At 69.3% G+C, this 20,151-nt stretch carries 22 protein-coding genes; 9 read left to right on the top strand and 13 right to left on the bottom strand.

Annotated elements, in window-relative coordinates:
- Nucleotides 1-254: 254 nt before the first annotated feature.
- On the bottom strand, nucleotides 255-788 hold the full coding sequence (locus ACE3TL_RS12185) for a GNAT family N-acetyltransferase (RefSeq protein ID WP_374578957.1): 534 nt from the start codon (nucleotides 786-788) through the stop codon (nucleotides 255-257).
- Nucleotides 789-871: 83 nt separating this feature from the next.
- Between ACE3TL_RS12185 and ACE3TL_RS12180 the strand changes: the two genes are divergently transcribed.
- Nucleotides 872-1,618 (top strand): hypothetical protein, encoded by a 747-nt coding sequence (locus ACE3TL_RS12180; RefSeq protein WP_374578956.1) that lies wholly within the window; start codon nucleotides 872-874, stop codon nucleotides 1,616-1,618.
- Between the two features lie 72 nt (nucleotides 1,619-1,690).
- Here ACE3TL_RS12180 and ACE3TL_RS12175 read toward each other — a convergent pair whose 3' ends face one another.
- Nucleotides 1,691-2,677, bottom strand: a complete 987-nt coding sequence (locus tag ACE3TL_RS12175; RefSeq protein ID WP_374578955.1) for a malate dehydrogenase — start codon at nucleotides 2,675-2,677, stop codon at nucleotides 1,691-1,693.
- Nucleotides 2,678-2,778: 101 nt separating this feature from the next.
- Between ACE3TL_RS12175 and ACE3TL_RS12170 the strand changes: the two genes are divergently transcribed.
- On the top strand, nucleotides 2,779-3,192 hold the full coding sequence (locus ACE3TL_RS12170; protein ID WP_374578954.1) for an HIT domain-containing protein: 414 nt from the start codon (nucleotides 2,779-2,781) through the stop codon (nucleotides 3,190-3,192).
- A 115-nt stretch (nucleotides 3,193-3,307) separates the two neighbouring features.
- Here the strand turns inward: ACE3TL_RS12170 and ACE3TL_RS12165 are convergent, their stop codons facing one another.
- Nucleotides 3,308-4,021 (bottom strand): hypothetical protein, encoded by a 714-nt coding sequence (locus ACE3TL_RS12165; protein WP_374578953.1) that lies wholly within the window; start codon nucleotides 4,019-4,021, stop codon nucleotides 3,308-3,310.
- 8 nt (nucleotides 4,022-4,029) lie between these two features.
- Nucleotides 4,030-4,881 carry a CoA ester lyase gene (locus ACE3TL_RS12160; RefSeq protein ID WP_374578952.1) on the bottom strand — a complete coding sequence of 284 codons (852 nt, stop codon included), beginning with the start codon at nucleotides 4,879-4,881 and terminating at the stop codon, nucleotides 4,030-4,032.
- A gap of 57 nt (nucleotides 4,882-4,938) precedes the next feature.
- Between ACE3TL_RS12160 and ACE3TL_RS12155 the strand changes: the two genes are divergently transcribed.
- On the top strand, nucleotides 4,939-5,322 hold the full coding sequence (locus ACE3TL_RS12155) for a DUF2237 family protein (RefSeq protein ID WP_374578951.1): 384 nt from the start codon (nucleotides 4,939-4,941) through the stop codon (nucleotides 5,320-5,322).
- On the opposite strand, the gene ACE3TL_RS12150 is transcribed toward ACE3TL_RS12155, so the two are convergent.
- Nucleotides 5,319-6,404, bottom strand: a complete 1,086-nt coding sequence (locus ACE3TL_RS12150; protein WP_374578950.1) for a citrate synthase/methylcitrate synthase — start codon at nucleotides 6,402-6,404, stop codon at nucleotides 5,319-5,321. The genes ACE3TL_RS12155 and ACE3TL_RS12150 overlap by 4 nt on opposite strands.
- 76 nt (nucleotides 6,405-6,480) lie before the next feature.
- Between ACE3TL_RS12150 and ACE3TL_RS12145 the strand changes: the two genes are divergently transcribed.
- Nucleotides 6,481-7,686, top strand: coding sequence for a citrate synthase (locus ACE3TL_RS12145; protein ID WP_374578949.1), 1,206 nt, complete (start codon nucleotides 6,481-6,483; stop codon nucleotides 7,684-7,686).
- Here ACE3TL_RS12145 and ACE3TL_RS12140 read toward each other — a convergent pair.
- The 3 genes from ACE3TL_RS12140 to ACE3TL_RS12130 all read right to left on the bottom strand — a co-directional run bounded on the left by ACE3TL_RS12140 (nucleotide 7,683) and on the right by ACE3TL_RS12130 (nucleotide 10,635).
- Nucleotides 7,683-8,321 (bottom strand): glutathione S-transferase family protein, encoded by a 639-nt coding sequence (locus ACE3TL_RS12140; protein WP_374578948.1) that lies wholly within the window; start codon nucleotides 8,319-8,321, stop codon nucleotides 7,683-7,685. The genes ACE3TL_RS12145 and ACE3TL_RS12140 overlap by 4 nt on opposite strands.
- Entirely contained in the window at nucleotides 8,321-9,139 is an 819-nt protein-coding gene (locus ACE3TL_RS12135; RefSeq protein ID WP_374578947.1) for a crotonase/enoyl-CoA hydratase family protein, read from the bottom strand. Before ACE3TL_RS12135 ends, ACE3TL_RS12140 begins: the two co-directional genes overlap by 1 nt.
- Nucleotides 9,140-9,210: 71 nt before the next feature.
- Nucleotides 9,211-10,635, bottom strand: a complete 1,425-nt coding sequence (locus ACE3TL_RS12130) for an MFS transporter (RefSeq protein ID WP_374578946.1) — start codon at nucleotides 10,633-10,635, stop codon at nucleotides 9,211-9,213.
- A 200-nt stretch (nucleotides 10,636-10,835) separates the two neighbouring features.
- Between ACE3TL_RS12130 and ACE3TL_RS12125 the strand changes: the two genes are divergently transcribed.
- Both ACE3TL_RS12125 and ACE3TL_RS12120 read left to right on the top strand, forming a co-directional pair.
- Entirely contained in the window at nucleotides 10,836-11,984 is a 1,149-nt protein-coding gene (locus ACE3TL_RS12125; protein ID WP_374578945.1) for a trans-acting enoyl reductase family protein, read from the top strand.
- The gene (locus ACE3TL_RS12120) at nucleotides 11,981-13,069 is read left to right on the top strand and encodes an NADH:flavin oxidoreductase (RefSeq protein WP_374578944.1); all 1,089 of its coding nucleotides are present in this window, start codon (nucleotides 11,981-11,983) and stop codon (nucleotides 13,067-13,069) included. Before ACE3TL_RS12125 ends, ACE3TL_RS12120 begins: the two co-directional genes overlap by 4 nt.
- A 54-nt stretch (nucleotides 13,070-13,123) precedes the next feature.
- Here ACE3TL_RS12120 and ACE3TL_RS12115 read toward each other — a convergent pair whose 3' ends face one another.
- Entirely contained in the window at nucleotides 13,124-13,870 is a 747-nt protein-coding gene (locus tag ACE3TL_RS12115) for a PEPxxWA-CTERM sorting domain-containing protein (RefSeq protein ID WP_374578943.1), read from the bottom strand.
- A 141-nt stretch (nucleotides 13,871-14,011) separates the two neighbouring features.
- Between ACE3TL_RS12115 and ACE3TL_RS12110 the strand changes: the two genes are divergently transcribed.
- Complete coding sequence (locus ACE3TL_RS12110) at nucleotides 14,012-15,547, top strand: alpha/beta fold hydrolase (protein ID WP_374578942.1); 1,536 nt, start codon at nucleotides 14,012-14,014, stop codon at nucleotides 15,545-15,547.
- Nucleotides 15,548-15,567: 20 nt separating this feature from the next.
- On the opposite strand, the gene ACE3TL_RS12105 is transcribed toward ACE3TL_RS12110, so the two are convergent.
- Nucleotides 15,568-16,323: a DeoR/GlpR family DNA-binding transcription regulator gene (locus ACE3TL_RS12105; RefSeq protein WP_374578941.1), complete on the bottom strand. Its 756-nt coding sequence runs from the start codon at nucleotides 16,321-16,323 to the stop codon at nucleotides 15,568-15,570.
- 110 nt (nucleotides 16,324-16,433) lie between these two features.
- Here ACE3TL_RS12105 and ACE3TL_RS12100 point away from each other — a divergent pair, with 110 nt between their 5' ends.
- Entirely contained in the window at nucleotides 16,434-17,042 is a 609-nt protein-coding gene (locus ACE3TL_RS12100) for an NUDIX domain-containing protein (protein WP_374578940.1), read from the top strand.
- 114 nt (nucleotides 17,043-17,156) lie between these two features.
- Here ACE3TL_RS12100 and ACE3TL_RS12095 read toward each other — a convergent pair whose 3' ends face one another.
- Together ACE3TL_RS12095 and rfbC are read right to left on the bottom strand one after the other, a co-directional pair.
- The gene (locus ACE3TL_RS12095; protein ID WP_374578958.1) at nucleotides 17,157-17,930 is read right to left on the bottom strand and encodes an acyl-CoA thioesterase; all 774 of its coding nucleotides are present in this window, start codon (nucleotides 17,928-17,930) and stop codon (nucleotides 17,157-17,159) included.
- A 74-nt stretch (nucleotides 17,931-18,004) separates the two neighbouring features.
- Nucleotides 18,005-18,559: a dTDP-4-dehydrorhamnose 3,5-epimerase gene (gene rfbC, locus ACE3TL_RS12090; RefSeq protein ID WP_374578939.1), complete on the bottom strand. Its 555-nt coding sequence runs from the start codon at nucleotides 18,557-18,559 to the stop codon at nucleotides 18,005-18,007.
- A gap of 30 nt (nucleotides 18,560-18,589) precedes the next feature.
- Here rfbC and ACE3TL_RS12085 point away from each other — a divergent pair, with 30 nt between their 5' ends.
- Nucleotides 18,590-19,618, top strand: coding sequence for a glycosyltransferase family 2 protein (locus ACE3TL_RS12085; RefSeq protein WP_374578938.1), 1,029 nt, complete (start codon nucleotides 18,590-18,592; stop codon nucleotides 19,616-19,618).
- Here ACE3TL_RS12085 and ACE3TL_RS12080 read toward each other — a convergent pair.
- On the bottom strand, nucleotides 19,590-20,151 hold a 562-nt coding region (locus ACE3TL_RS12080; protein ID WP_374578937.1), incomplete at its 5' end, for a M20/M25/M40 family metallo-hydrolase. The genes ACE3TL_RS12085 and ACE3TL_RS12080 overlap by 29 nt on opposite strands.

Raw genomic sequence — 20,151 nt, 5'->3', positions numbered from 1 at the left:
ACGCCGGAAAACCAAAGCGTCTCGCCATCGCCGCCATCGCAAGAAAGCTCGTCGTCATCGCAAACGCCGTCATACGAGACACCTCATACAACAACTCTCAACTGACTTGATGACACCCATATGCGATAGCCCTGCCTTTTGGGGGAGGTGGATCGGCGCAAAGCGCCGAGACGGAGGGGGACCGCCGACTCAGCAAGCCCCCTCAGTCCGCCATTCGGCGGACAGCTCCCCCAGAAGGGGAGCATCTTGGAGCCCTATCGCTGCGCCTTCCACTGCTCGCGGGTCTGGCCCCAGACATCGACGCTCTCGTTGATCGGCGGCGGCAGGACGGCGTGCCGCAGGATCGAGGAGCCGAGCTTGCGGGCCACCCCCTGGGAATTGACGTTGCCGGGGTCGATGCAGTGGATCACCTCGGTCCAGCCGAGGTGATCGAAGGCCCAGTCGATGGCCGCGGCCGCGCCCTCCGGCGCATAGCCCTTGCCCCAGAACTCGCGCGCGATCCCCCAGCCGACCTCCGTTCCCGGCCATTCCTCCGGCTGCCAGGGGCCCAGGCGACCGACCCAGCGGCCGCTGGCCTTTTCGATGACCGAGAACATGCCAAAGCCCCGGACCACCCAGGCGCCGGCCATGGTGCACATCGCGCGCCAGGCCGCCGCGCGCGGCTGCGGCCCGCCCAGGAAGCGCGCCGCCTCCTCGTCGGCGGCGAAGTCGGCCCAAGCCTCGAAGTCCTCACCGCTGGTCGGGCGCAGGATCAGGCGGGCGGTTTCCAAGGTCGGTCCAAGGCTCATGGCGGCAGTCTCGGCCGGTTCGGCGCACGCCGCCAGCCGTTCCAGTTCAGGCGCGGTTCAGCCGCGCGCCCTAAGCTCGGGCCATGACCTTCGACGGCGAACCGCCCCTGACGCTCGGCGACCCCGGCCGCCGCCCGGCCCCGCCTTCACCTCGGCGCAGCCGTGCGGGCCTGCTGATCGGCGCGGCCGCGGTTGTGGCCCTCGCCGTCGGCGCCGCCGTCATGGCGCGCGGGCTGCTGGCCGAGGGGCCGGCCGGCCCGGACAGGCAAGACGGCATGGACATCGTGATGGGCGCTCCGCCGCCGGAGCCCAAACTACCGCCGGTGGGCGAGAAGCTGGAGACCCTGCCGCCGGAGGCCGTGGCCCGGGCCGAACCGCCGCCGGCGGAACCCGCCCTGCCCCCGCAGCCCGTCCCGATGGACCCGCCGGAGCCTCCCGTCGCGCCCGAGCCTCCGCCCGCGCCGGACGCGCCGGCTCCGCCCTGGGCCCAGGCGCCCCGCCTGCCGCCCCAGGCGCCGAGGCCGCCGCGCGCGCCCACGCCGCGCGAAACCGACAGGGCCATGATCCCCACCGTCGACTGCGCGGCCCCCGGGTCGCTGGCCGACGAGATGACCTGCGCCGATCCGGCCCTGGCGGCCGCCGATCACCAGATGGCGCGCGCCTTCCGCCGAGCGGTCCGCGCCGGCGCGCCCTATGGCGAGCTACGGGCCGAGCAGAACGACTTCATGGCGATGCGCGAGGATGCGGCCCTGCGCTCGCCGCGGGCGCTGGCGCGGCTCTACGACCAGCGCATCGACGACCTGAACGCCATCGCGGACGGCGACCGCTAAGTTCGCCGCGCACGAAAAAGGCCGGCACCGCGAGCTGCGGGCCGGCCTTTGCTTCGGAACGGAACGAAAGGCTTAGCCCAGCAGGTCCTTCACGGTGTCGCGTTCGCCGATCAGCTCGTCGTTGGTGATCGCGATCTTCGACTTGGCGAAGTCGTCCATCTCGTAGGAGGTGATGACCTCGTAGCCGCTGGCGGTGGTCTTCACCGGCATGCCGGCCCAGATCCCTTCGGCGAAGCCGTAGCGGCCTTGGCTGTTCACCGCGACCGAGTGGATCGCGCCGACCGTGGTCAGGTCGCGCACATGGTCGATCAGGGCGTTGGCGGCCGAGGCGGCCGAGGAGAGGCCGCGGGCCTCGATGATCGCCGCGCCGCGCTTGCCGACGGTCGGCAGGTAGTCGTTCTTCAGCCAGGCTTCGTCGCCGATGACCTCGGCGGCCGGCTTGCCGCCGATCTTGGCGTGGGTGAAGTCGGCGAACATGGTCGGGCTGTGGTTGCCGTAGATGAACAGCTCGCTGACGTCGTTGATCGAGACGCCGGCCTTCTTGGCCAGTTGGGCGCGGCCGCGGTTCTCGTCCAGCCGCACCATGGCGGTGAAGCGGTCGGCCGGCAGGCGCTTGGCCTGGGCCGCGGCGATCATCACATTGGTGTTGCAGGGGTTGCCGACCACGGCGACGCGGGCGTCGTCAGCGGCGACGGCGTCGATGGCCTGGCCCTGGGCGATGAAGATCTTGCCGTTGTCCTTCAGCAGGTCGGCGCGCTCCATGCCCGGACCGCGCGGCTTGGAGCCGACCAGCAGGTTCCAGTTGGCGTCCTTGAAGGCGACCTTGGGATCGTCGGTCAGCACCATGTCGGCCAGCAGCGGGAAGGCGCAGTCTTCCAGCTCCATGGCCACGCCCTTCAGGGCCTTCTGGGCGCCTTCGGTCGGGATTTCGAGCAGTTGCAGGATGACCGGCTGGTCCTTGCCCAGCATTTCGCCCGAGGCGATGCGGAAGAGGAGGGCGTAACCGATATTGCCGGCGGCGCCGGTGACAGCGACTCGGATCGGCTTCTTCGTGGTCATGGAACTGTCCCGTGGTTGCAGTGCGAAATCCGCGGGCGGTCTAGACCCGACAAGGCCTTGCGGCAAGGGCCAGTGACTCCGCGGCGCCTCGCCGCTACCCATTGGGCATGTTCGCGCCCGATCCCGCCTTCCTCGCCACCTCCCATGAGCTGGGCGACCTGCCGCTGTGCCAGGCGCGGCTGCAGGACGACGCCCGCTATCCCTGGATCGTGCTGATCCCGCGGGTCGAAGCCGCGCGCGAGCTGGAAGATCTGTCGCCGGGAGACCTTTCCCGGCTGACCGACGAGATCCTGGCCGCCGGCCGCGCGGTGCGGGCGCTGGGCGCACCGGTCGAAAAGCTGAACGTCGGGGCCTTGGGCAACGTCACGCCACAGCTCCACGTGCATGTGGTGGGCCGCCGGGCCGGCGATCCAGCCTGGCCGGGACCGGTCTGGGGCCACAGCCCCGCGCAACCCCATGACGCCGAAAAGCTGGCCGCCGTGACGGCCGCGGCGCGCGCGGCGCTGGGCCTCTAGAAGCGGCGATCTCGGCTCGCGTCCAACCTGGCCCGTGTGCCTGGGTCGCCGTCGCAAGGCCGGCGATGACGATCCTTGGGAAATCTCCGCGGCCGGCCCTCAGGCGGAAATTGCTCTAGTCGCGCCGCAGGACGACCGGGATGCGCCGCCCGCCTTCGGTCAGGTCCCCGCTCCACTCGCCGTTGGAAGCCGCCTGGAGGCTGAGGCCGGCCGCGCCCCGGCCCGCGCCCGGATAGAAGCTGGCGGTGAGCTGGCCGCCGATCCGCTGGATGTCCGAGAAGAAGCCCGAAGCCTCGGCTACGCCGGGACGGCGCAGGTCGCGCCAGGCGCCTTCCAGGCTCGCCTGGTTCTTGTCGACCAGCAGTAGGGCGTAGAGCTTGGCGCCGTCGCGGGTGCTGAGCGTCCAGCCGCCGTCCATCGGCCCCTGCATCCCCTGGGCCGAGGCGAAGGAGGCGCGCAGGCGGTTCTCGTAGTTCAGCTCGACGGAGTTGAGCGGCCGCTCGGGCGTGCGGTCGTAGTCGTCGACATTGACCGGCGACCCGCTCGACACCGACGGCGGCAGGACCCGCGGCGCGGGCGGCGCATAGGGCGTGCGGACGCCGCCATAGGGAAAGGTCGGCTGGGCGATGCTCGGCGGCGGCTGGGACGCAGGCGACGGGGAGGCGGGCGCCTGGACGGCGGCCTCGGGCGGAACGCCGCGGGTCTCGGCGGTTTCCTCGTCGATCTGGTCCAGCAGCGAGCCGATCGGGTCGACCACGTCCTGGGCGCTCGCCGCCGGGGCCGCGCTGAGCGCCAGCAGACAGATCGAAGCCTTCAGCAGTTTCCTCAAATCACGCCTCACGCCGCGGCTATGGCCTGGGCGACCGCGAGCACGCGCCGCGCCTGGGCCAGATGCAACCGCTCAACCATGCGCCCATCGACTTTAATGACGCCTTTAACCGTGTTTTCCGGCGAATCGAAGGCCGCCGTCACCGCCTGCGACCAGGCGATCTCCTCCGGGGTCGGACTGAAGGCGGCGTTGGCCGGTTCGACCTGGCTGGGATGGATCAGGGTCTTGCCGTCGAAGCCGAACTCCAGCCCCTGCGCGCATTGCCGGGCAAGGCCGGCCGCATCGGCGATGTCGTTGAAGACCCCGTCGAGGACGACCAGGCCGTGGGCGCGGGCCGCGGCGACGATCAGCGACAGCGGCCCGGCCAGCGCCGCCCGCTCCACCGACAGGCGGCAACGCATCTCCTTGGCCAGGTCGTTGGTCCCGACCACCAGGGCGCCGAGGCCCGCGCCGGCGCGGGCGATGTCGTCCAGGGCGAAGAGCGCCGCGCAGGTCTCGACCATCGCCCAGAGCGCCACACCGCCCGCCTCGACCGCCCCATAGGCGCGCACGTCATGGCCGCTGGAGACCTTGGGGACCAGGATGGCGTCGGGCCGCGCCTCGATGGCGGCGGCCAGATCCTCCAGCCCCCAGGGGGTGTCGAGGCCGTTGACGCGGATCACCACCTCGCGGCGGCCGAAGCCGCCCTGGCGGACCGCGGCGGCGGCCTGGTCGCGGGCCAGGGCCTTGGCCTCGGGCGCGACCGCGTCCTCCAGGTCGAGGATCACCACGTCGCAGGGCAGGTCGCGCGCCTTTTCGATGGCGCGGGCGTTGGCGGCGGGCATGTAGAGGGCGCTGCGGCGCGGCCGGTCGGCGATCACGGGTCAGCTCTCCGGTCAGGATGGCGGAGGCCTAGTCATAGGGGTTAGAGTGACGCCATGACCACCCGTTACGACGCCGATGCGAAGAATGTGCTGGGCGGGGAGCTTATCCCCTGCTCGCTCGATCCGGTCACCGGCTTCTTCCGCAACGGCTGCTGCGAGACCGGCCCGCACGACGTCGGCCTGCACACCGTCTGCGCGGTGATGACCGCCGAGTTCCTGGCCTTCTCGAAGATGATGGGCAACGACCTGTCGACGCCGGTTCCGGAATACGGCTTTCCCGGCCTGAAGCCCGGCGACCGCTGGTGCCTCTGCGCCCCGCGCTGGAAGGAGGCGCTCGACGCCGGCGCCGCCCCGCAGGTGGTGCTGACCAGCACCCACGAGGAGACGCTGGCCATCGTGCCGCTGGGCGTCCTCAAGGACCACGCGGTCGAGGCCTAGGCGGCCTTCAACGGCGCCGGGCCGACATAGACCGACTGCGGCCGGATCAGGCGGCCGCCGGCGACCTGCTCGCGGGCGTGGGCCACCCAGCCGGCGACGCGGCCCATGGCGAAGACGCAGGTGAAGGCGCTGGGCGGGAAGTCGAGCGCTTCCAGCAGCAGGGCGGTGTAGAACTCGACATTGGTGTCCAGGGCCCGATCCGGCTTGTGGGCCTTGAGGATCGCCAGGGCCGCGGCCTCGACCGCCTCGGCGAAGGCCACCCGTCCCGGCCGCACGTTCGACCCGTCGTCCAGCCGCCGCACCGCCGCCTTCAGGGCGTCGGCCCGCGGGTCGCGCACCCGGTAGATACGGTGGCCGAAGCCCATCAGCCGGTCGCCGCGCGCCAGGGCCGCCTCGATCCAGGCCCGCGCATTGGCGGGCTCGCCGATCTCGTCGAGCATCTCGATCACCGGGCCTGGCGCCCCGCCATGCAGCGGCCCCTTCAGCGCGCCGATCCCGCCTAGCACCGCCGAGGTCAGGCCCGCCCGGGTCGAGGCGATCACCCGCGCGGTGAAGGTCGAGGCGTTGAGGCCATGATCGCAGACCGTGACGAGATAGGTGTCGAGGGCGTCGGCCTCGGCCTTGCCCGGCGCGCGGCCGTGCAGCATCCGCAGCGTGTCGGCGGCGTGCGACAGGGCCGGATCGGGCGCCACCGGGGCATGGCCGCCCTGGGCGCGGATCACCGCCGCCGTGAACACCGCCGGAGCCGCCAGCAGCCGCAGGGCGGTCGGCAGGTCGTCGCCGTCCGCCAGCCGCGCGGTCAGGGCGCGCATCGCCTCGATCGGGGTGCGATCCAGCAGCCCGGTGTCGAGGGCCGCGACCTCGCCGAACACCTCGGCCCGCGCCGCGCCCAGGGCCGGCGCCACGTCGGCCGGCAGGTCGTCGAAGAAGCCGTCGAACAGGATGCGGGCCACGTCCTCGAACCGTGCGCGCCCGGCCAGCTCGTCCAGCGAATGGCCGCGGATGATCAACTGGCCGCGCTGGCCGTCCACTTCCGACAGGACGGTGTTGGCGGCGACGACGTCTTCAAGGCCATCGGACATGGCGGGAACTCCTCTTGCTCGCGGCGATATTTGCCCGCAAGCTGGAAGCGTCAATCTTGATCAATATAATCAACATATGCCTGCTCAGACCGCCCGCTCCCCCGACTGGATCGCCGCCGACGAAGCCCGCGACCGGCTGGGCGTGCGCGCCCAGACGCTCTACGCCTATGTCAGCCGCGGGCGCGTGCAGGTGCGGCCCGATCCGCGCGACCCGCGCCGCAGCCTCTATCGGGCCGCCGACATCGCCGCCCTCACCGACCGCAAGCGCCGCAGCCGCAAGGTGGCCGAGGTCGCGGCCGGCGCCATCGCCTGGGGCGAGCCGGTGCTGGCCTCGGCGATCACCACCGTCTCGGGCGGGCGGCTGTTCTACCGCGGGCGCGACGCCGTGGAGCTCTCGCAGACCGAGACCCTGGAGGCGGTCGCCCGCCTGCTGCGCGGCGGCCATGGCGCGGCGCTGAAGCGCACCGACCGCCCGGCCCCGCCGGAGGGCGACGACATGCGCTCGCGCGCCTTCCTGGCCCTGGCGATCCGCGCCGGGATCGACCCGCCAGCCCGCGGCCGCAACCCGCTCGCCCTGGCGGTGGAGGCCGCGACCCTGCTCGACGTGCTGACCGACGCCGTCGCCGGCCAGGTCGGCGGCGGCGCCATCGCCAATCGCCTGGCGCTCGCCTGGGGGCTCGGTCCCGGCGGACCCGGCGCCGACCTGATCCGCCGCGCCCTGGTGCTGCTGGCCGACCACGAGCTCAATCCCTCGACCTTCGCGGCCCGGGTGGCGGCCTCGACCGGCGCCTCGCTGGCGGCCTCTGCGCTGGCGGGCCTTGCGGCCCTGTCGGGTCCGCGCCACGGCGGGGCGGCTGCGGCGGTGCAGAGCCTGGCGCGCGAGGCCGGCGAGATCGGGCCGCGCGCGGCGGTGCAGGCGCGGCTGGCCGAGGACCGCCTGATCCCCGGCTTCGGCCACACCCTCTATCCGGACGGCGACCCGCGCGCGGCGGCCCTGCTCGAGCGGTTCGAGCCGCCGGCCGAGCTGTCGCGGCTGCAAGGGGCGGTGAGCGCCATGACCGGCCTGCCGCCCAATGTCGACTTCGCCCTGGTGGCCATGTCGCGAGCCCTGCGCCTGCCCGAGGATGCGCCCTTCGCCCTGTTCGCGGTCGCCCGCTGCGCCGGCTGGATCGCCCACGCCATCGAACAGGGCCAGACCGGCGGCCCCATCCGCCCGCGCGCCCGCTATGTCGGGGTCGAGGTCGAGGCCGCTTCGGCGCCTTCATGGAAGCCCGGCGGCTAAACCTGCCAGTCCGGCGTTCCATCGGCGGCTTGCGCGGCCTTGGCCCGCCGAAAGCCGTCGCGGTCCTGCAGCCGCGCCCAATAGGCGGCGACCGCCGGACTGAAGCGCTCCGACAGTCCCAGGGTCTGGGCCAGCAGCAGGGCGTAGCCGACCGAGATGTCCGCCGCCGTGAACCGGCCCGCGCACAGATAATCCCGTGTTTCCAAGGCCCTATCGACCGCGCGCAGCCGCGCGATGAACCATTTGGCGTAGTCCTCGGCCACCTGCGGGTTGCGCCGTTCCTTCGGCTCCAGGCGCGAATAACGCAGCACCAGGGTCTGCGGGAAGGTCAGGGTCGCCTCGCCGAGATAGAGCCAGTTCAGCCAGGCCCCGTACTCGCGATCGTCGATCGGCAGGCCAAGCGGCCCGCCATGCCGATTGGCGAGGTACTGGAGGATGGCCGAGGATTCGGTCATCTGCGTCTCCCCGTCCACGAAGAACGGGATGGTGCCCAGCGGGTTGACCTCCAGGTATTCCGGCGCCCGCACCCGCGGCGGAAACGGCAGCAATTTCAAATCGTAAGGAACGCCTAGCTCCTCCAGAGCCCAGAGGACCCGGAACGATCGGGCGTCCGCGCAATGGTAGAGCGTGACCATCAGTCGGCGTAGGCCGCGGCGCGCTTCTGGAGGTTCGACATGATCGCCTCGACCTGGTTGGGCGATCCGATCAGCGCCGCCTGCTCGACGCTCTCGGCCTTCAGCAGGGCGTGCTGATCCTCGTCCTGCATCATGTTCAGCAGCCGCTTGGCCGCCCGGATGGCGGTCGGGCTCTTGCCGGCGATCTCGGCGGCCAGGGCCAGGGCCTCGGCCCGCGGATCGGCGCAGACCCGGGTCGCCAGACCCAGCCGCTCGGCCTCCGCCCCCTCGAAGATGCGGCCGGTATAGGTCAGCTCGCGAACCAGGTCGTCGCGAACCAGGCCGCGCAACAGCACCATGCCCGCCATGTCCGGGACCAGGCCCCACTTGATCTCCATGACCGACATCCTGGCGTCCGGGGCCACGAAGCGCATGTCGGCGGCCAGAGCCAGTTGGAAACCGCCGCCGAACGCCACGCCATGCACCGCCGCGATCACCGGGACCGGCTGTTCGCGCCAGACCATCACCGCATGCTGCGCCCGGTTCGACCCGCCCAGCGTGCGGTCGGCGGTGACCAGCGAGCTTCCGGTCGAGGACTTGCCGCCGTCACGCTCGCCCGAGGCCATCTTGCCGAAATTGCCCATGTCGAGCCCGGCGCAGAAGGCCCGCCCCTCGCCCGACAGCACGATGGCGCGCACGCCCTTCTCGGCCTTCAGACGCTCGCCCGTCTCGATCAGGGCGGAGAACATGGCGTCGTCCAGGGCGTTCATCTTGTCGGCGCGCACCAGGCGCACGTCGGCGACGCCGTCCTTCAGGTCGACGGTGATGCGGTTGTCCATGGCGGGCTCCTCGAAGGCTCTTTCGCCTTACGCTGTCACGGATTTGGCGCGCCGCCCACCATGACCTCGCGTCAGCCGGAGCGGCCCTCCGGCGGCACGGCGATGGCGGGCTCGGCGCCGAAGCTCTCGATGACCGGCGCCTCGGCGTAGTGAGCATCACGCTCGGCGAGCTGGCGGCGGATGTCGGCGTGCTTGGCCGCGTCGAGCTTCCAGCCCAGCACGCAGGCCCCGCCCAGCATGACGAAGACGATCGGCCCGACGATATAGGCCAGTTCCAGGCCGTGGATCGCCTGGAGCGTATTCACCGCCCCGTCCTTGGCGACATAGCCGATGGCGTCGAGCAGCGGGAAGGTCAGGCCGATGGCGAAGGCCGCGGCGATCTTGTAGGCGAGCGCGTTGAGCGCATAGATCAGGCTCAGACGCTCCTGGCCCTGTTCCAGCCGCACCTCGTCGGCCACGTCGGCCAGCATGGCGCGGATCATCAGGTCGAAGCCGGCCGCCATGAAGCCTTCCCAGAACATCATCACCATGCCCCAGCCCATGCTGGCCTTGGGCAGGATCATCACCGTGCAGAGCCCGAGCGAATAGGCCGTGGTGGTGACCATCAAGGTCCGGTGCTTGGAGAACCGCATGGCCATCCGCGCCGTGAACGGGGCGCCGACGATCCCGGCCATCACATAGACCAGCAGCAGGATCGAGGCCTGCTCGGGCGAATAGCCCCGCGAGTCGGTGAAGAAGAACATGTAGAGCGCGCTCATCCAGCCCGGCCCCAGGGTCAGGGCCATCTGCGCGAGGAACAGCCGCAGCAGGTCGGGCTTGGTGATCAGCGAGAGATAGTCGCGCAGGGCGAAATGCTCGGGCGGGGCGGGCGTCACCTGCTCGGGCGTCGCCAGGCAGGCCAGGCCGACCACCAGCGGAATGATGGCGAGGATGAACCAGCCCTGGGCGCGCACGCCTTCCGCCGCCTGCATACCCATGTGAGCGGTGGCGATGGGGATGAGCAGCAGGATCACCGCCCCCACCACCCCGGCCGCGGCCAGGATGCCGAACATGCGCGAGCGCTGGTGGTACTCGGTGGCCAGCGTCGCGGCCCAGGCCGAATGGCCCAGCGAGAGGATCGAATTGCCCAGGTAGAAGACCAGCAGCCAGACGATCAGATAGGCCGCGCCGATGCCGGCTTTAGCCTGGAACAGCGCATAGACCGCCGCCATCAGGATCGGCCCGCCGATCAGGATCCAGACCCGGTATCGGCCCAGCCGCGTGCGGGTGCGGTCCATCGCCAGGCCCAGCACCGGATCGACGCCCAGGTCGAGCATCCGCACGGTCGCGACGGCCAGGCCCACGATCGACAAGGGCACGCCCAGATGGGCCGAGAGGTGCGGCGGCAGATAGACCGCCGCAGCGATCCCAAGCGCCCCGAGGGGCAAAGCGATGGTCGAAAATGCGAGCGTGGTCGGCATGGCGAGCGGCCTTGCGGCCGGCGCGGCTTGGGTCACGGACGGGCTCCCTCTGCGCCTTGTTCGCTCGGCGCTGTCTGATTGATGGCGAGCGGCCGGCGCAGCGCAAGAGTCGGTCCCCGTCGTATGCAGAAAAACATCCCGAACGGCGTTCGACATCAAGAGATATTCAAACGCGCGTTTGCAAGGCCGCGAAGTTCCGGCAAGGTCGCCGCCGCACTGCAGGGAGGAAGGACGCCATGAAGGACGCCGCCGAGTTCGACATCATCGTCTATGGGGCCACGGGCTTTACGGGTCGGCTGGTCGCCGAGCACCTGGCCGCGCGCTACGGCGTCGGCGGCAAGGTCAAGTGGGCCATGGCCGGCCGCAGCCGCGAAAAGCTGGAGGCCGTGCGCGACGAGATCGGCGCGCCGAAGGACACGCCCCTGGTCGTCGCCGACGCCGCCGATCCGGCCTCCCTGAACGCAATGGTCGGCCGCGCCAAGGCGATCGTCTCCACGGTCGGCCCCTACCAGCTCTACGGCTCGGACCTGGTCGCCGCCTGCGTCGCGGCCGGGACCGACTATCTCGATCTCTGCGGCGAACCCAACTGGATGGCCGAGATGATCGGCGCCCATCACGCAGCCGCGCAGAAGAGCGGGGCGCGGATCCTGTTCTCCTGCGGCTTCGACTCCATCCCCTTCGAGCTGGGCGTGTTCTTCGCCCAGGAGACGGCCAAGGCCAGGCTGGGCGGCGTAGTCCCGCGGGTGAAAGGCCGCATGCGCCGGCTGAAGGGCGGCCTTTCCGGCGGCACCGCCGCCAGCGGCCGCGCCACCATGGAGGCGATCCAGAAAAATCCCGCCCTGCTGGCGGTGATGGTCGATCCCTTCGCCCTCACGCCCGGCTTCAAGGGCCCCGAGCAGCCGCGCGGCGACGCCGTGGAGCGCGACGAGGACCTGGGCGCCGAGGTCGGCCCCTTCATGATGGCGGCCATCAACACCAAGAACGTCCACCGCTCGAACCTCCTGCAAGGTCACGCCTACGGGACGGATTTCGTCTATGACGAGATGGCGGTGGTCGATCCGAACGCCCCGGCCAGCTTCGCGGTCGACGCGGCCAATTCGCCCAAGCCCGGCGAAGGTCCCAGCAAGGAAGAGCGCGAGACCGGCTTCTACGACGCCGCCTTCATCGGGATCGCCGCCGACGGCCGCAAGGTACGGGTGGCGGTGAAGGGCGACAAGGACCCCGGCTACGGCTCGACCTCGAAGATGATCGCCGAGACGGCCATCTGCCTGGTGAACGCCCCGGACGTGCCCGGCGGCGTCTGGGTTCCCGGCGCGGCTCTGGGCGACCGGCTGATCGAGCGCCTGCAGCAGAACGCCGGCCTCAGCTTCGAGGTGGAAGCATGAACGATCTCTTCTCGCCCCTTACCTTCACCCACGGCCCGGCCATGAAGAACCGCTTCATGCTGGCGCCCCTGACCAACCTGCAGAGCCGTCCAGACGGGGTGCTGTCGGACGACGAGTTCGCCTGGCTGACCTATCGGGCCGAAGGCGGCTTTGGCCTCACCATGACCTGCGCGGCGCATGTCCAGGCGATCGGCCAGGGCTTTCCCGGCCAGCTCGGCGTGTTCGGCGACCAACACCTGCCCGGCCTCTCGCAGCTGGCGGCGGCGATCAAGGCCAAGGGCTCCATCGCCGCGATCCAGCTTCACCACGCGGGCATGCGCTCGCCCAGGGAGCTGATCGGCCAGGCGCCGGTCTGCCCTTCGGAAGACGCCGAGACCGGCGCCCGCGCCCTGACCCTGTCCGAGGTCGAGACGCTGCGCGACGACTTCGTGGCCGCCGCCGTCCGTGCGCAGACCGCGGGCTTCGACGGGGTCGAGATCCACGGCGCCCACGGCTATGTGCTGTGCCAGTTCCTGTCGCCGACGATCAATCGCCGGGAAGACCGCTATGGCGGCTCGCCGGAGAACCGCGCCCGCCTCGTCCACGAGATCATCGACGGGATTCGCAGCGAATGCCGCGCCGACTTCCAGCTCGGCATTCGCCTGTCGCCCGAGCGCTTCGGCGTCGAACTGGCCGAGATCCGCGACCTGGCCCAAATCCTGATGAAGGCGGGCAAGATCGACTATCTCGACATGTCGCTGTGGGACGTCGCCAAGGAGCCGGTCGAGGAGGCGTTCCAGGGCCGCAGCCTGATGTCCTATTTCACCGAACTCGACCGCGGGGCCGTTCGCCTCGGCGTTGCGGGCAAGATCATGGCCGCAGCCACCGCGCGCGAGTGCCTGGAGAACGGCGCCGACTACGTGCTGATCGGCCGCGCCGCCATCCTGCACCACGACTATCCGCAGAAGGTCCAGGCCGACCCGGACTTCGTCCCGGCCGCCTTGCCGGTGACGCGAGAGCATCTGCGAAACGAGCGCCTGGGCCCAGCCTTCATCGACTACATGAACACCTGGAAGGGCTTCGTCGCCCAGCCGGAGACCGCCTGAACGGCGAGACGCCTCCGGGGCGAACCCGGAGGCGTCTTTCAAGACTGCAAACCGTCAGGCGCTGGCCAGGCCCGCAAGCCGCCGCCGCGTGCGGATGGCGCCGCCGGCCAGGCCGAAGCCTGCGATCATCATCGCCCAGGTGGCCGGTTCGGGAACCGCGCTGCCGCCGCCGCTGTCGATCGCGCGAACGTCGAAACGGATGTTGTCGACCCCGACATTGTATCCGTTAGGACCCCAGCGCAGGATGATCCCATCGGCGAAATAGGCCGAATTGACCGCCAGCGCGTTGTGGAGCGGGGTGTTCGTCGAAATCGTCGAATCGAAGATCGTCACGCCGCCGCCGCTCAGAATCTTGACCGGCACGGTGGGGTGTGCGCCTTGCCAGGTCGCAATATCAAAGCCCAACAGCGAGACTTCGTAGCCGGCAGTCGGCGTGAAGGCGATCTCCGAGAACGTCGTGCCGCCCCCCCCGAACGCGATCCCCCGCAGATCACCGTAACCGACGGTCCAATGTCTCAGGAAATTCTCGTCGACCACGCCTGTGGCCGCATAGACCGAGCGATACGACACATCGATCTCGGGGCTGTCGCCATAGGCCGCGCCGATAATCGAACTTGCGCTGCAAGCCCCGTTTCCGGACGCCCCGCAGATATTCCCCGAAAAGTCGAGCGTAGTGACAGCGCCTTGCGCGGGCGCCGCGGCCGCCGCCAGGGCCAGGCCTAGTAATGATATGAAAACCGTCTTCACGATGCAGCCCCGCAATTCCATTTTCCGAGCGCAAATGCTCGCCCAGGCCCACAACACACCTGCGCGATCAGAGGGCAGTCTTGAATTGCCCGCCAGACAAGCAGTAGTTATGAAGTACTCAGGACGATCCACATGCTTAGCGGAACGTTAAGTTCCCGCGGAGTGCGCCGAAACACCCATATGGGGTAAAACGACATGCCAGAGGGGGGCGAGCGGACGGAAGAGGCTGGCACCGCCCATGTCCTGCGTTCGGCCTTCGCCGTCCTGCACGCCGAGGAGGCGGAACTGGCGGCCGAACAGGTGCTGTCCACGCTTCCGGCGCCAACCGACGCCGCCAAGGCCTTTTGGGCCGGCTTTTCGCCGCGAGGCCAGCTCGTCGAACGGTCCGAGGGCTGTCCCGACTTCATACAGGCCGAGCTTGTTCGCCGCATCGAGGCCGGCGCTTCGACCGGCGTCACGCTGTCGGATGACGGCGGCGCGCTGATCTGGATCGTGCCGGCCGCCCAGGGCCTGGGGCTCCGCGCCCACTACCTGACGCGGGCGGAGATCTTCGACCTGCTGGACCAGGCCAATCCCGGCGCGGCGCTGTCCCATGCCGAAAAGCTGGTGGTCTATCGCCTGGTGGGCGGCCTTTCGCTGAAGGACTCCGCGGCCGCCGACGGCCTTTCCTTCGAGACCAAGCGCGCGCAGTTGAAGTCGGTGCTGGCCAAGCTCGACTGCGCCGGCCAGGTCGACCTCGTGCGCCTGGTCATGAGCCAGATGACCGGCCGGTTGCCGGCCGAGCCGGCCCTGGCCGCACGGGACGCAGACGACGCCGTCGCCGACTTCGCCGCGGCGCACCTGCCGATGTGCCGATACTACCGTGCGCCTCTGACCACCGGGCGAACGGCGCGCGTGCTGGAGATGGGGCCGCTGAACGGGCGGCCGATCCTGCTGCTGCACGGCATGTTGTTTCCGACCATTCTGCACGCTGGGGTCCAGGCGCTCGAGCAGGAAGGCCTGCGGCTGATCACGCCGGTCCGCGCCGGCTATCTGGAGACCGGGCCGGCCGGCTTCGACGATGCGGACGGCCACATCGACGAGGTCCTGGCCGACTATGCGGCCTTCATCGAACGGTTCCTGGCCGAGCCGGTGATCCTAGCCGGCAGCTCCCTGGGGATTTCATACGGCGCGCGCCTGGCGCGCCTGCGGCCGGATCTGATCGCCGGCCTGGTGATGGCCGGCGGCAACGCCTTCCAGCAGGGCGGCCGCAAGAGCGCCTATATGGACGCCTTCTTCACCGGCCTGCGCGACCTGGTCATCCGGCCCGGCTGGGCGCGCAGGCTGGCCTGGCAGTTCACGCGCAACTGCGCGAACGCCAGGATCGCCCGCCGGATCATGACCCGGGTGTTCCACGCCTGGGAGGCCGACCAGATCGCGCTGTCCATTCCCAGCGGCGAGACCGGCTTCGAGTGGTTCCGCGACATCTTCGTCGCCTCGGTGCCCGGCGTGGCCGAGGACTATCGCGAGGGCTTCTCCACCTGGCGCGAGGCGTTGGCGGACGTGACGGCGCCGGCCGCGATCATCCACGGCGCGCACGACCCGCTCACCGACCTGGAGAGCATGCGCGATCTCGGCCGCGCGCTCGACCTTCGCATGACCCACGTCATAGAAGACGGCGGCCACCTGATCGCCGCCACCCATCCGCACGAGGTCTGGCGCGCCGTCACGGCGGCGGCCGCGCGGTTCTAGTCGGACATCCCAAAAGGTCGTCAGCCCTCTACGATGTTGATCGACGCAGATTGAAAGGGTTGCAACACCTCATCGGCAAGTCCGGCCTCCGTCACGAGCGTTGCGATCTCTTTCAGAGGCATGATGCTGTAAGGCGACGCCGCGCCTAGCTTTTCGCGTGTCGCCAGAACGATCGTTTCCGCTGACTGCCGGGCGATCAGCCGCTTGATGGCCGCTTCTTCCCCATCGCCCGTGGTCGCGCCCGTTTCAGGGTGAAGACCGGTCACTCCCATGAAATAAGCATCGGCGCGGACACGCGAGATCGCCTCCGCCGTGACAGCCCCAGCGGTGACGATCGAATGCTTGAAGATGCGGCCCCCGATCATCTCCACATCCACCAGAGGGTGGTGCGCCAGTTCAACCGCGATGCTTGGGCTATGGGTTATGACGGTGGCCTCGAGGTCGTGGGGGAGTTGACGCGCCAGCTGCACGTTTGTCGTTCCCCCATCGAGGAATATGATTTGTCCTGGCTGAATCAAGCGAGCAGCAACCCTGCCAAGCCGGGCCTTGGCGGGCGATCCTGTCGCCTCGCGTGACGTAAAATCCGCGACTGCCGGCGAGGCTGGCAGAGCGCCACCATGCACCCTTTGCAGCAGACCTTCACCAGCAAGTTCACGCAGATCGCGACGGATCGTGTCCTCCGAGACGCCCAGTTCCTGACTGAACGCCTTGGCTATCAGACGGCCATCACGGCGTAGCACCTGCTGAATGAGAGCCTTGCGTTCCGTTGTCAGCATACACTGCTCGTTTGCACGAAAATTCTTGACCATGCACATTATTGCACGAACTTTAGCACACATATAGAGCGTGGCCGCTGCCCCGTTCGTGCATGTCCGGGGTCCCTATCATGAGCATCGCCCATCGCATTCGCGTGGAGGACGTCGCTGTCCTCTCCAGCGATTGGTCCATCCTGAAGAAAACGACCCTCTCGTTCCAACGGACTGATGGAAGCTGGCAACAGCAGTCGCGGGAAACCTATGATCGGGGAAATGGGGCGACGATCCTTCTCTACAGCCCTCGCCGACGCACGGTGATCCTCACCCGCCAGTTCCGCTATCCGGCCTTCGTCAATGGGCACGACGATCTTCTGATCGAGACTCCTGCAGGGCTTCTCGACAATGCCGAACCCGAAACCCGTATTCGTGCAGAAACAGAAGAAGAAACGGGCTTTCGGGTCCGCGAGGTGCGGCAGGTCTTCGACGCCTTCATGAGTCCCGGCTCGGTGACGGAGCGGCTTCACTTCTTCGTCGGCGAGTATGAAGCTACCGACCGCGTTTCACAGGGCGGCGGGAATAAGGACGAAGGTGAAGATATTGCGATCTTCGAAGTCAGGATCGAAGAAGCTTTGGCGATGATCGAATCCGGCACGATCCGGGATGGCAAAACAATCATGCTGTTGCAGTACGCCGCCCTCAATCTCATGCCGTCATCAAGATCGAATGTAGAGATCGAGTAATACTTGCTCCGATCGCAGGGCCTCTGCCGTTTCGGGACTGGAGACGACCCAACGAAGACGACCGTCAATATCTTGACGCCGCACCATGGCCGCTACTTCAAGCAGGGCGCGTTCCTAGCGATAGCGGATCAGCGCTTCCTGGGTCGCCGAGGCCACCAGTTTGCCGCCGGGATCGAAGATCGAGCCGCGGTTAAAGCCGCGCCCGCCCGCGGCGGAGGGGCTGTCCTGCACATAGAGGTGCCACTGGGTGAAGTCGGTCGGGTGGTGGAACCATAGGGCGTGATCCAGGCTGGCCACCTGCAGCCGCCCCTCGCCCCCCGGAATCCCATGCGGCCGCAGCGAGGTGTCCAGCAAGGTCATGTCGGTGGCGTAGGCCAGGGCGCACTGGTGGATCATCGGATCGTCGCCCAGCGGGGCGCGGGCGCGGAACCACACCGCCTGCTCGGGGTCCATGACCGGCGCCGAGCCATAGGGTGGCGGATCGACCGGCCGCACCTCGATCGGCCAGGTGCGGCGCTGCTCGGTCTCGCCGCCGGCCTTGCGCAGTTCGTCCTCGTCCAGCAGCCCTTCGGGGCCGGGCGCCGAGGGCATTTCGATCTGGTGCTCCAGGCCCGTCTCCGGCGTCTGGAACGAGGCCGACAGGTTGAAGATCTGCTGGCCGTGCTGCAGGGCGGTGACCCGGCGCATGGTGAAGCTGCCGCCGTCGCGCACCCGCTCGACCTTCAACAGGATCGGGATCGTCGGATCGCCACCGCGGATGAAATAGCAGTGCAGCGAATGGCAGACCCGGCCCTCGACCGTGCGGTAGGCGGCCGCGAGCGACTGAGCCACCACCTGGCCGCCATAGATACGCCGGCTCTGGCCCTCGGGCGTGCGCCCGCGGAACATGTCGAGGTCGATGGCCTCGATGTTCAGGATGTCGACCAGTTCGCTCTTGTCCGCCACGTCCGCCAGAGCCTCCACTAGAATACCGGGACCGGCATGTCCTTCAGCCGGGGAGCGACCTTGTCCTTGTCGGACAGGATGACCTCGCCGTCCCACGGCCATTCGATCCCCACCTCGGGATCGTTCCAGATCAGCGAGCCCTCGGTCTGGGGCGCATAGAGCCCGTCGACCTTGTAGAACAACTCGCAATCGTCGGTCAGGGTCACATAGCCATGCGCGAAACCGTGCGGGACCAGGAGTTGCTCGCCCCCCGCCGCCGTCAGCCTGGCCCCGGCCCATTTTCCATAGGTCGGCGAACCTGCGCGCACATCCACCGCCACGTCGAAGATCTCGCCGCGCAGCACCCGCACCAGCTTGGCCTGCGGATGGGGCGATTGCTGGAAGTGCAGGCCGCGCACCGTGCCCGCCTTGGCGTTGAAGGCCTGGTTGTCCTGCACGAAGTCGTGCTCGACGCCCGCCTCCGCCAGGGTCCGGCGGCTCCAGGTTTCGGAGAACCAGCCCCGCGCATCGCCATGGCGCTTGGGCGTGATAAGCAGGATCTCTGGAATGGAAAGCGGCGTGATCGACGTCATGGCTGCCCCGAGTTTGGAAACCGCCACCGCATGAACGACCCAGCGCCGGAACACAAGCCGCCAGGGCCGAAGATCACCGTCTGCGTCATCGCCTACAATTCCGGCCCCACCCTGCGCACCTGTCTTGAGCATCTGGCCGCCCAGACCTTCACCGACTTCGAAGCCCTGGTGATCGACAACGCCTCGCCCGATCCCGGCGACCGCGAGATCGCCCGCGAGTTCCCGTTCGTGCGGCTGGTGGAGAACGCCGAGAACCTCGGCTTCGCCGGTGCGGGCAACCAGGGCGCGCGGCTGGCGCGCGGCGACTGGTACGTGCTGCTGAACCCCGACGCCTACGCCCGGCCCGACTGGCTGGAGGAACTGGCAGGCGCGGCCGCGCGTCATCCTGGCGTACGCTCCTTCACCTCGCGCCAGGTGATGGCCGAGGACGTCTCGCTGCTGGACGGCCTGGGCGACATCATGTCGATCTACGGCATTCCCTATCGCGGAGGCTATCTGTCGCCCGACCCCGGCGACACGGCCGAGGGCGAGGTGTTCTCGCCCTGCGGCGCGGCGATGATGATCGACCGTGCCCTGTTCCTGGACCTCGGCGGCTTCGACGAGTTCTTCTTCTGCTATTCGGAGGACGTCGACCTCGGCTATCGGCTGCAGCTCGCAGGCGAGCCGACGCTGCTGGTCCCGAGCGCGGTGATCGAGCATGTCGGCTCGGCCTCCAGCGGCGGGCGCAAGTCCGACTTCGCGGTGTTCCACGGCACCCGAAACCGCTTCTACGTGGTCTACAAGGACACGCCCTGGCCGCTGCTGCCCATCGTCGTGCCGCTGCACCTAGCGGCGGTGGCCTACATCTCCAGCCGACGCGAGAACCATCACCATGCGCCGCTCGTCTGGCGCGCGTTCAAGGAGTCGCTGAAGGGCTTGCCGACCATCCTGAAGAGCCGGTGGCAGGTTCAGGCGCGGCGGCGCGCCTCGTCGCTGGCCATCGCCCGGGCCATGACCTGGAACCCGCGCGACCTCTTCCACCGCCGGCCGGTCATTCGCCCGCTGCGGCCCACTCGATGAGCCGGGCCATGAAGGCCGCGCCACGCTCCATCTGCACGCGATCCACATATTCGTCGGCCTGATGGGCCTGGTCGATGGAGCCGGGGCCGCAGATCACGGTGGAGAAGCCCGCCTCCTGGAACTGCCCGGCCTCGGCCGCATAGGGCACGACGCGGGCCGGGCCGTTGTCGCCAGCCAGCCGCCGGGCGAAAGCCTCGGCGGCGCCGTCCGGTTCGGGCGATAACGGCGGGGTGCTGGAACGCTGGACGATCGCCGCCCCGGCCTCCGGGAACCGGGCCTTCAGCCGTCCGTCCAACGCCCGCACCTGCTCTGCGAACGGGGCGATGATCGCACGCGGGTCCTGGCCGGGCGGGCAACGCAGGTCGAACTGGAAACTGCATTCGCGCGCCAGGATGTTCCCGGCTGTGCCGCCGTTCAGCAGGCCGATGGTCAAGGTCGCGTGTCGCGGCAGGAACGGGGAGGCGGCATCGGCCTCTTCCTCCAGCCGCCCGGCCAGAGCCTGCAGCGAGACCAGCAGCGGGATCGCCTCCATG

It is taken from the genome of Phenylobacterium sp. (genome assembly GCF_041920015.1).
Lineage (GTDB): Bacteria > Pseudomonadota > Alphaproteobacteria > Caulobacterales > Caulobacteraceae > Phenylobacterium.
The sequence above is the reverse complement of the archived record's forward strand: the minus strand, read 5'-3'. Positions and strand labels throughout refer to the sequence as shown.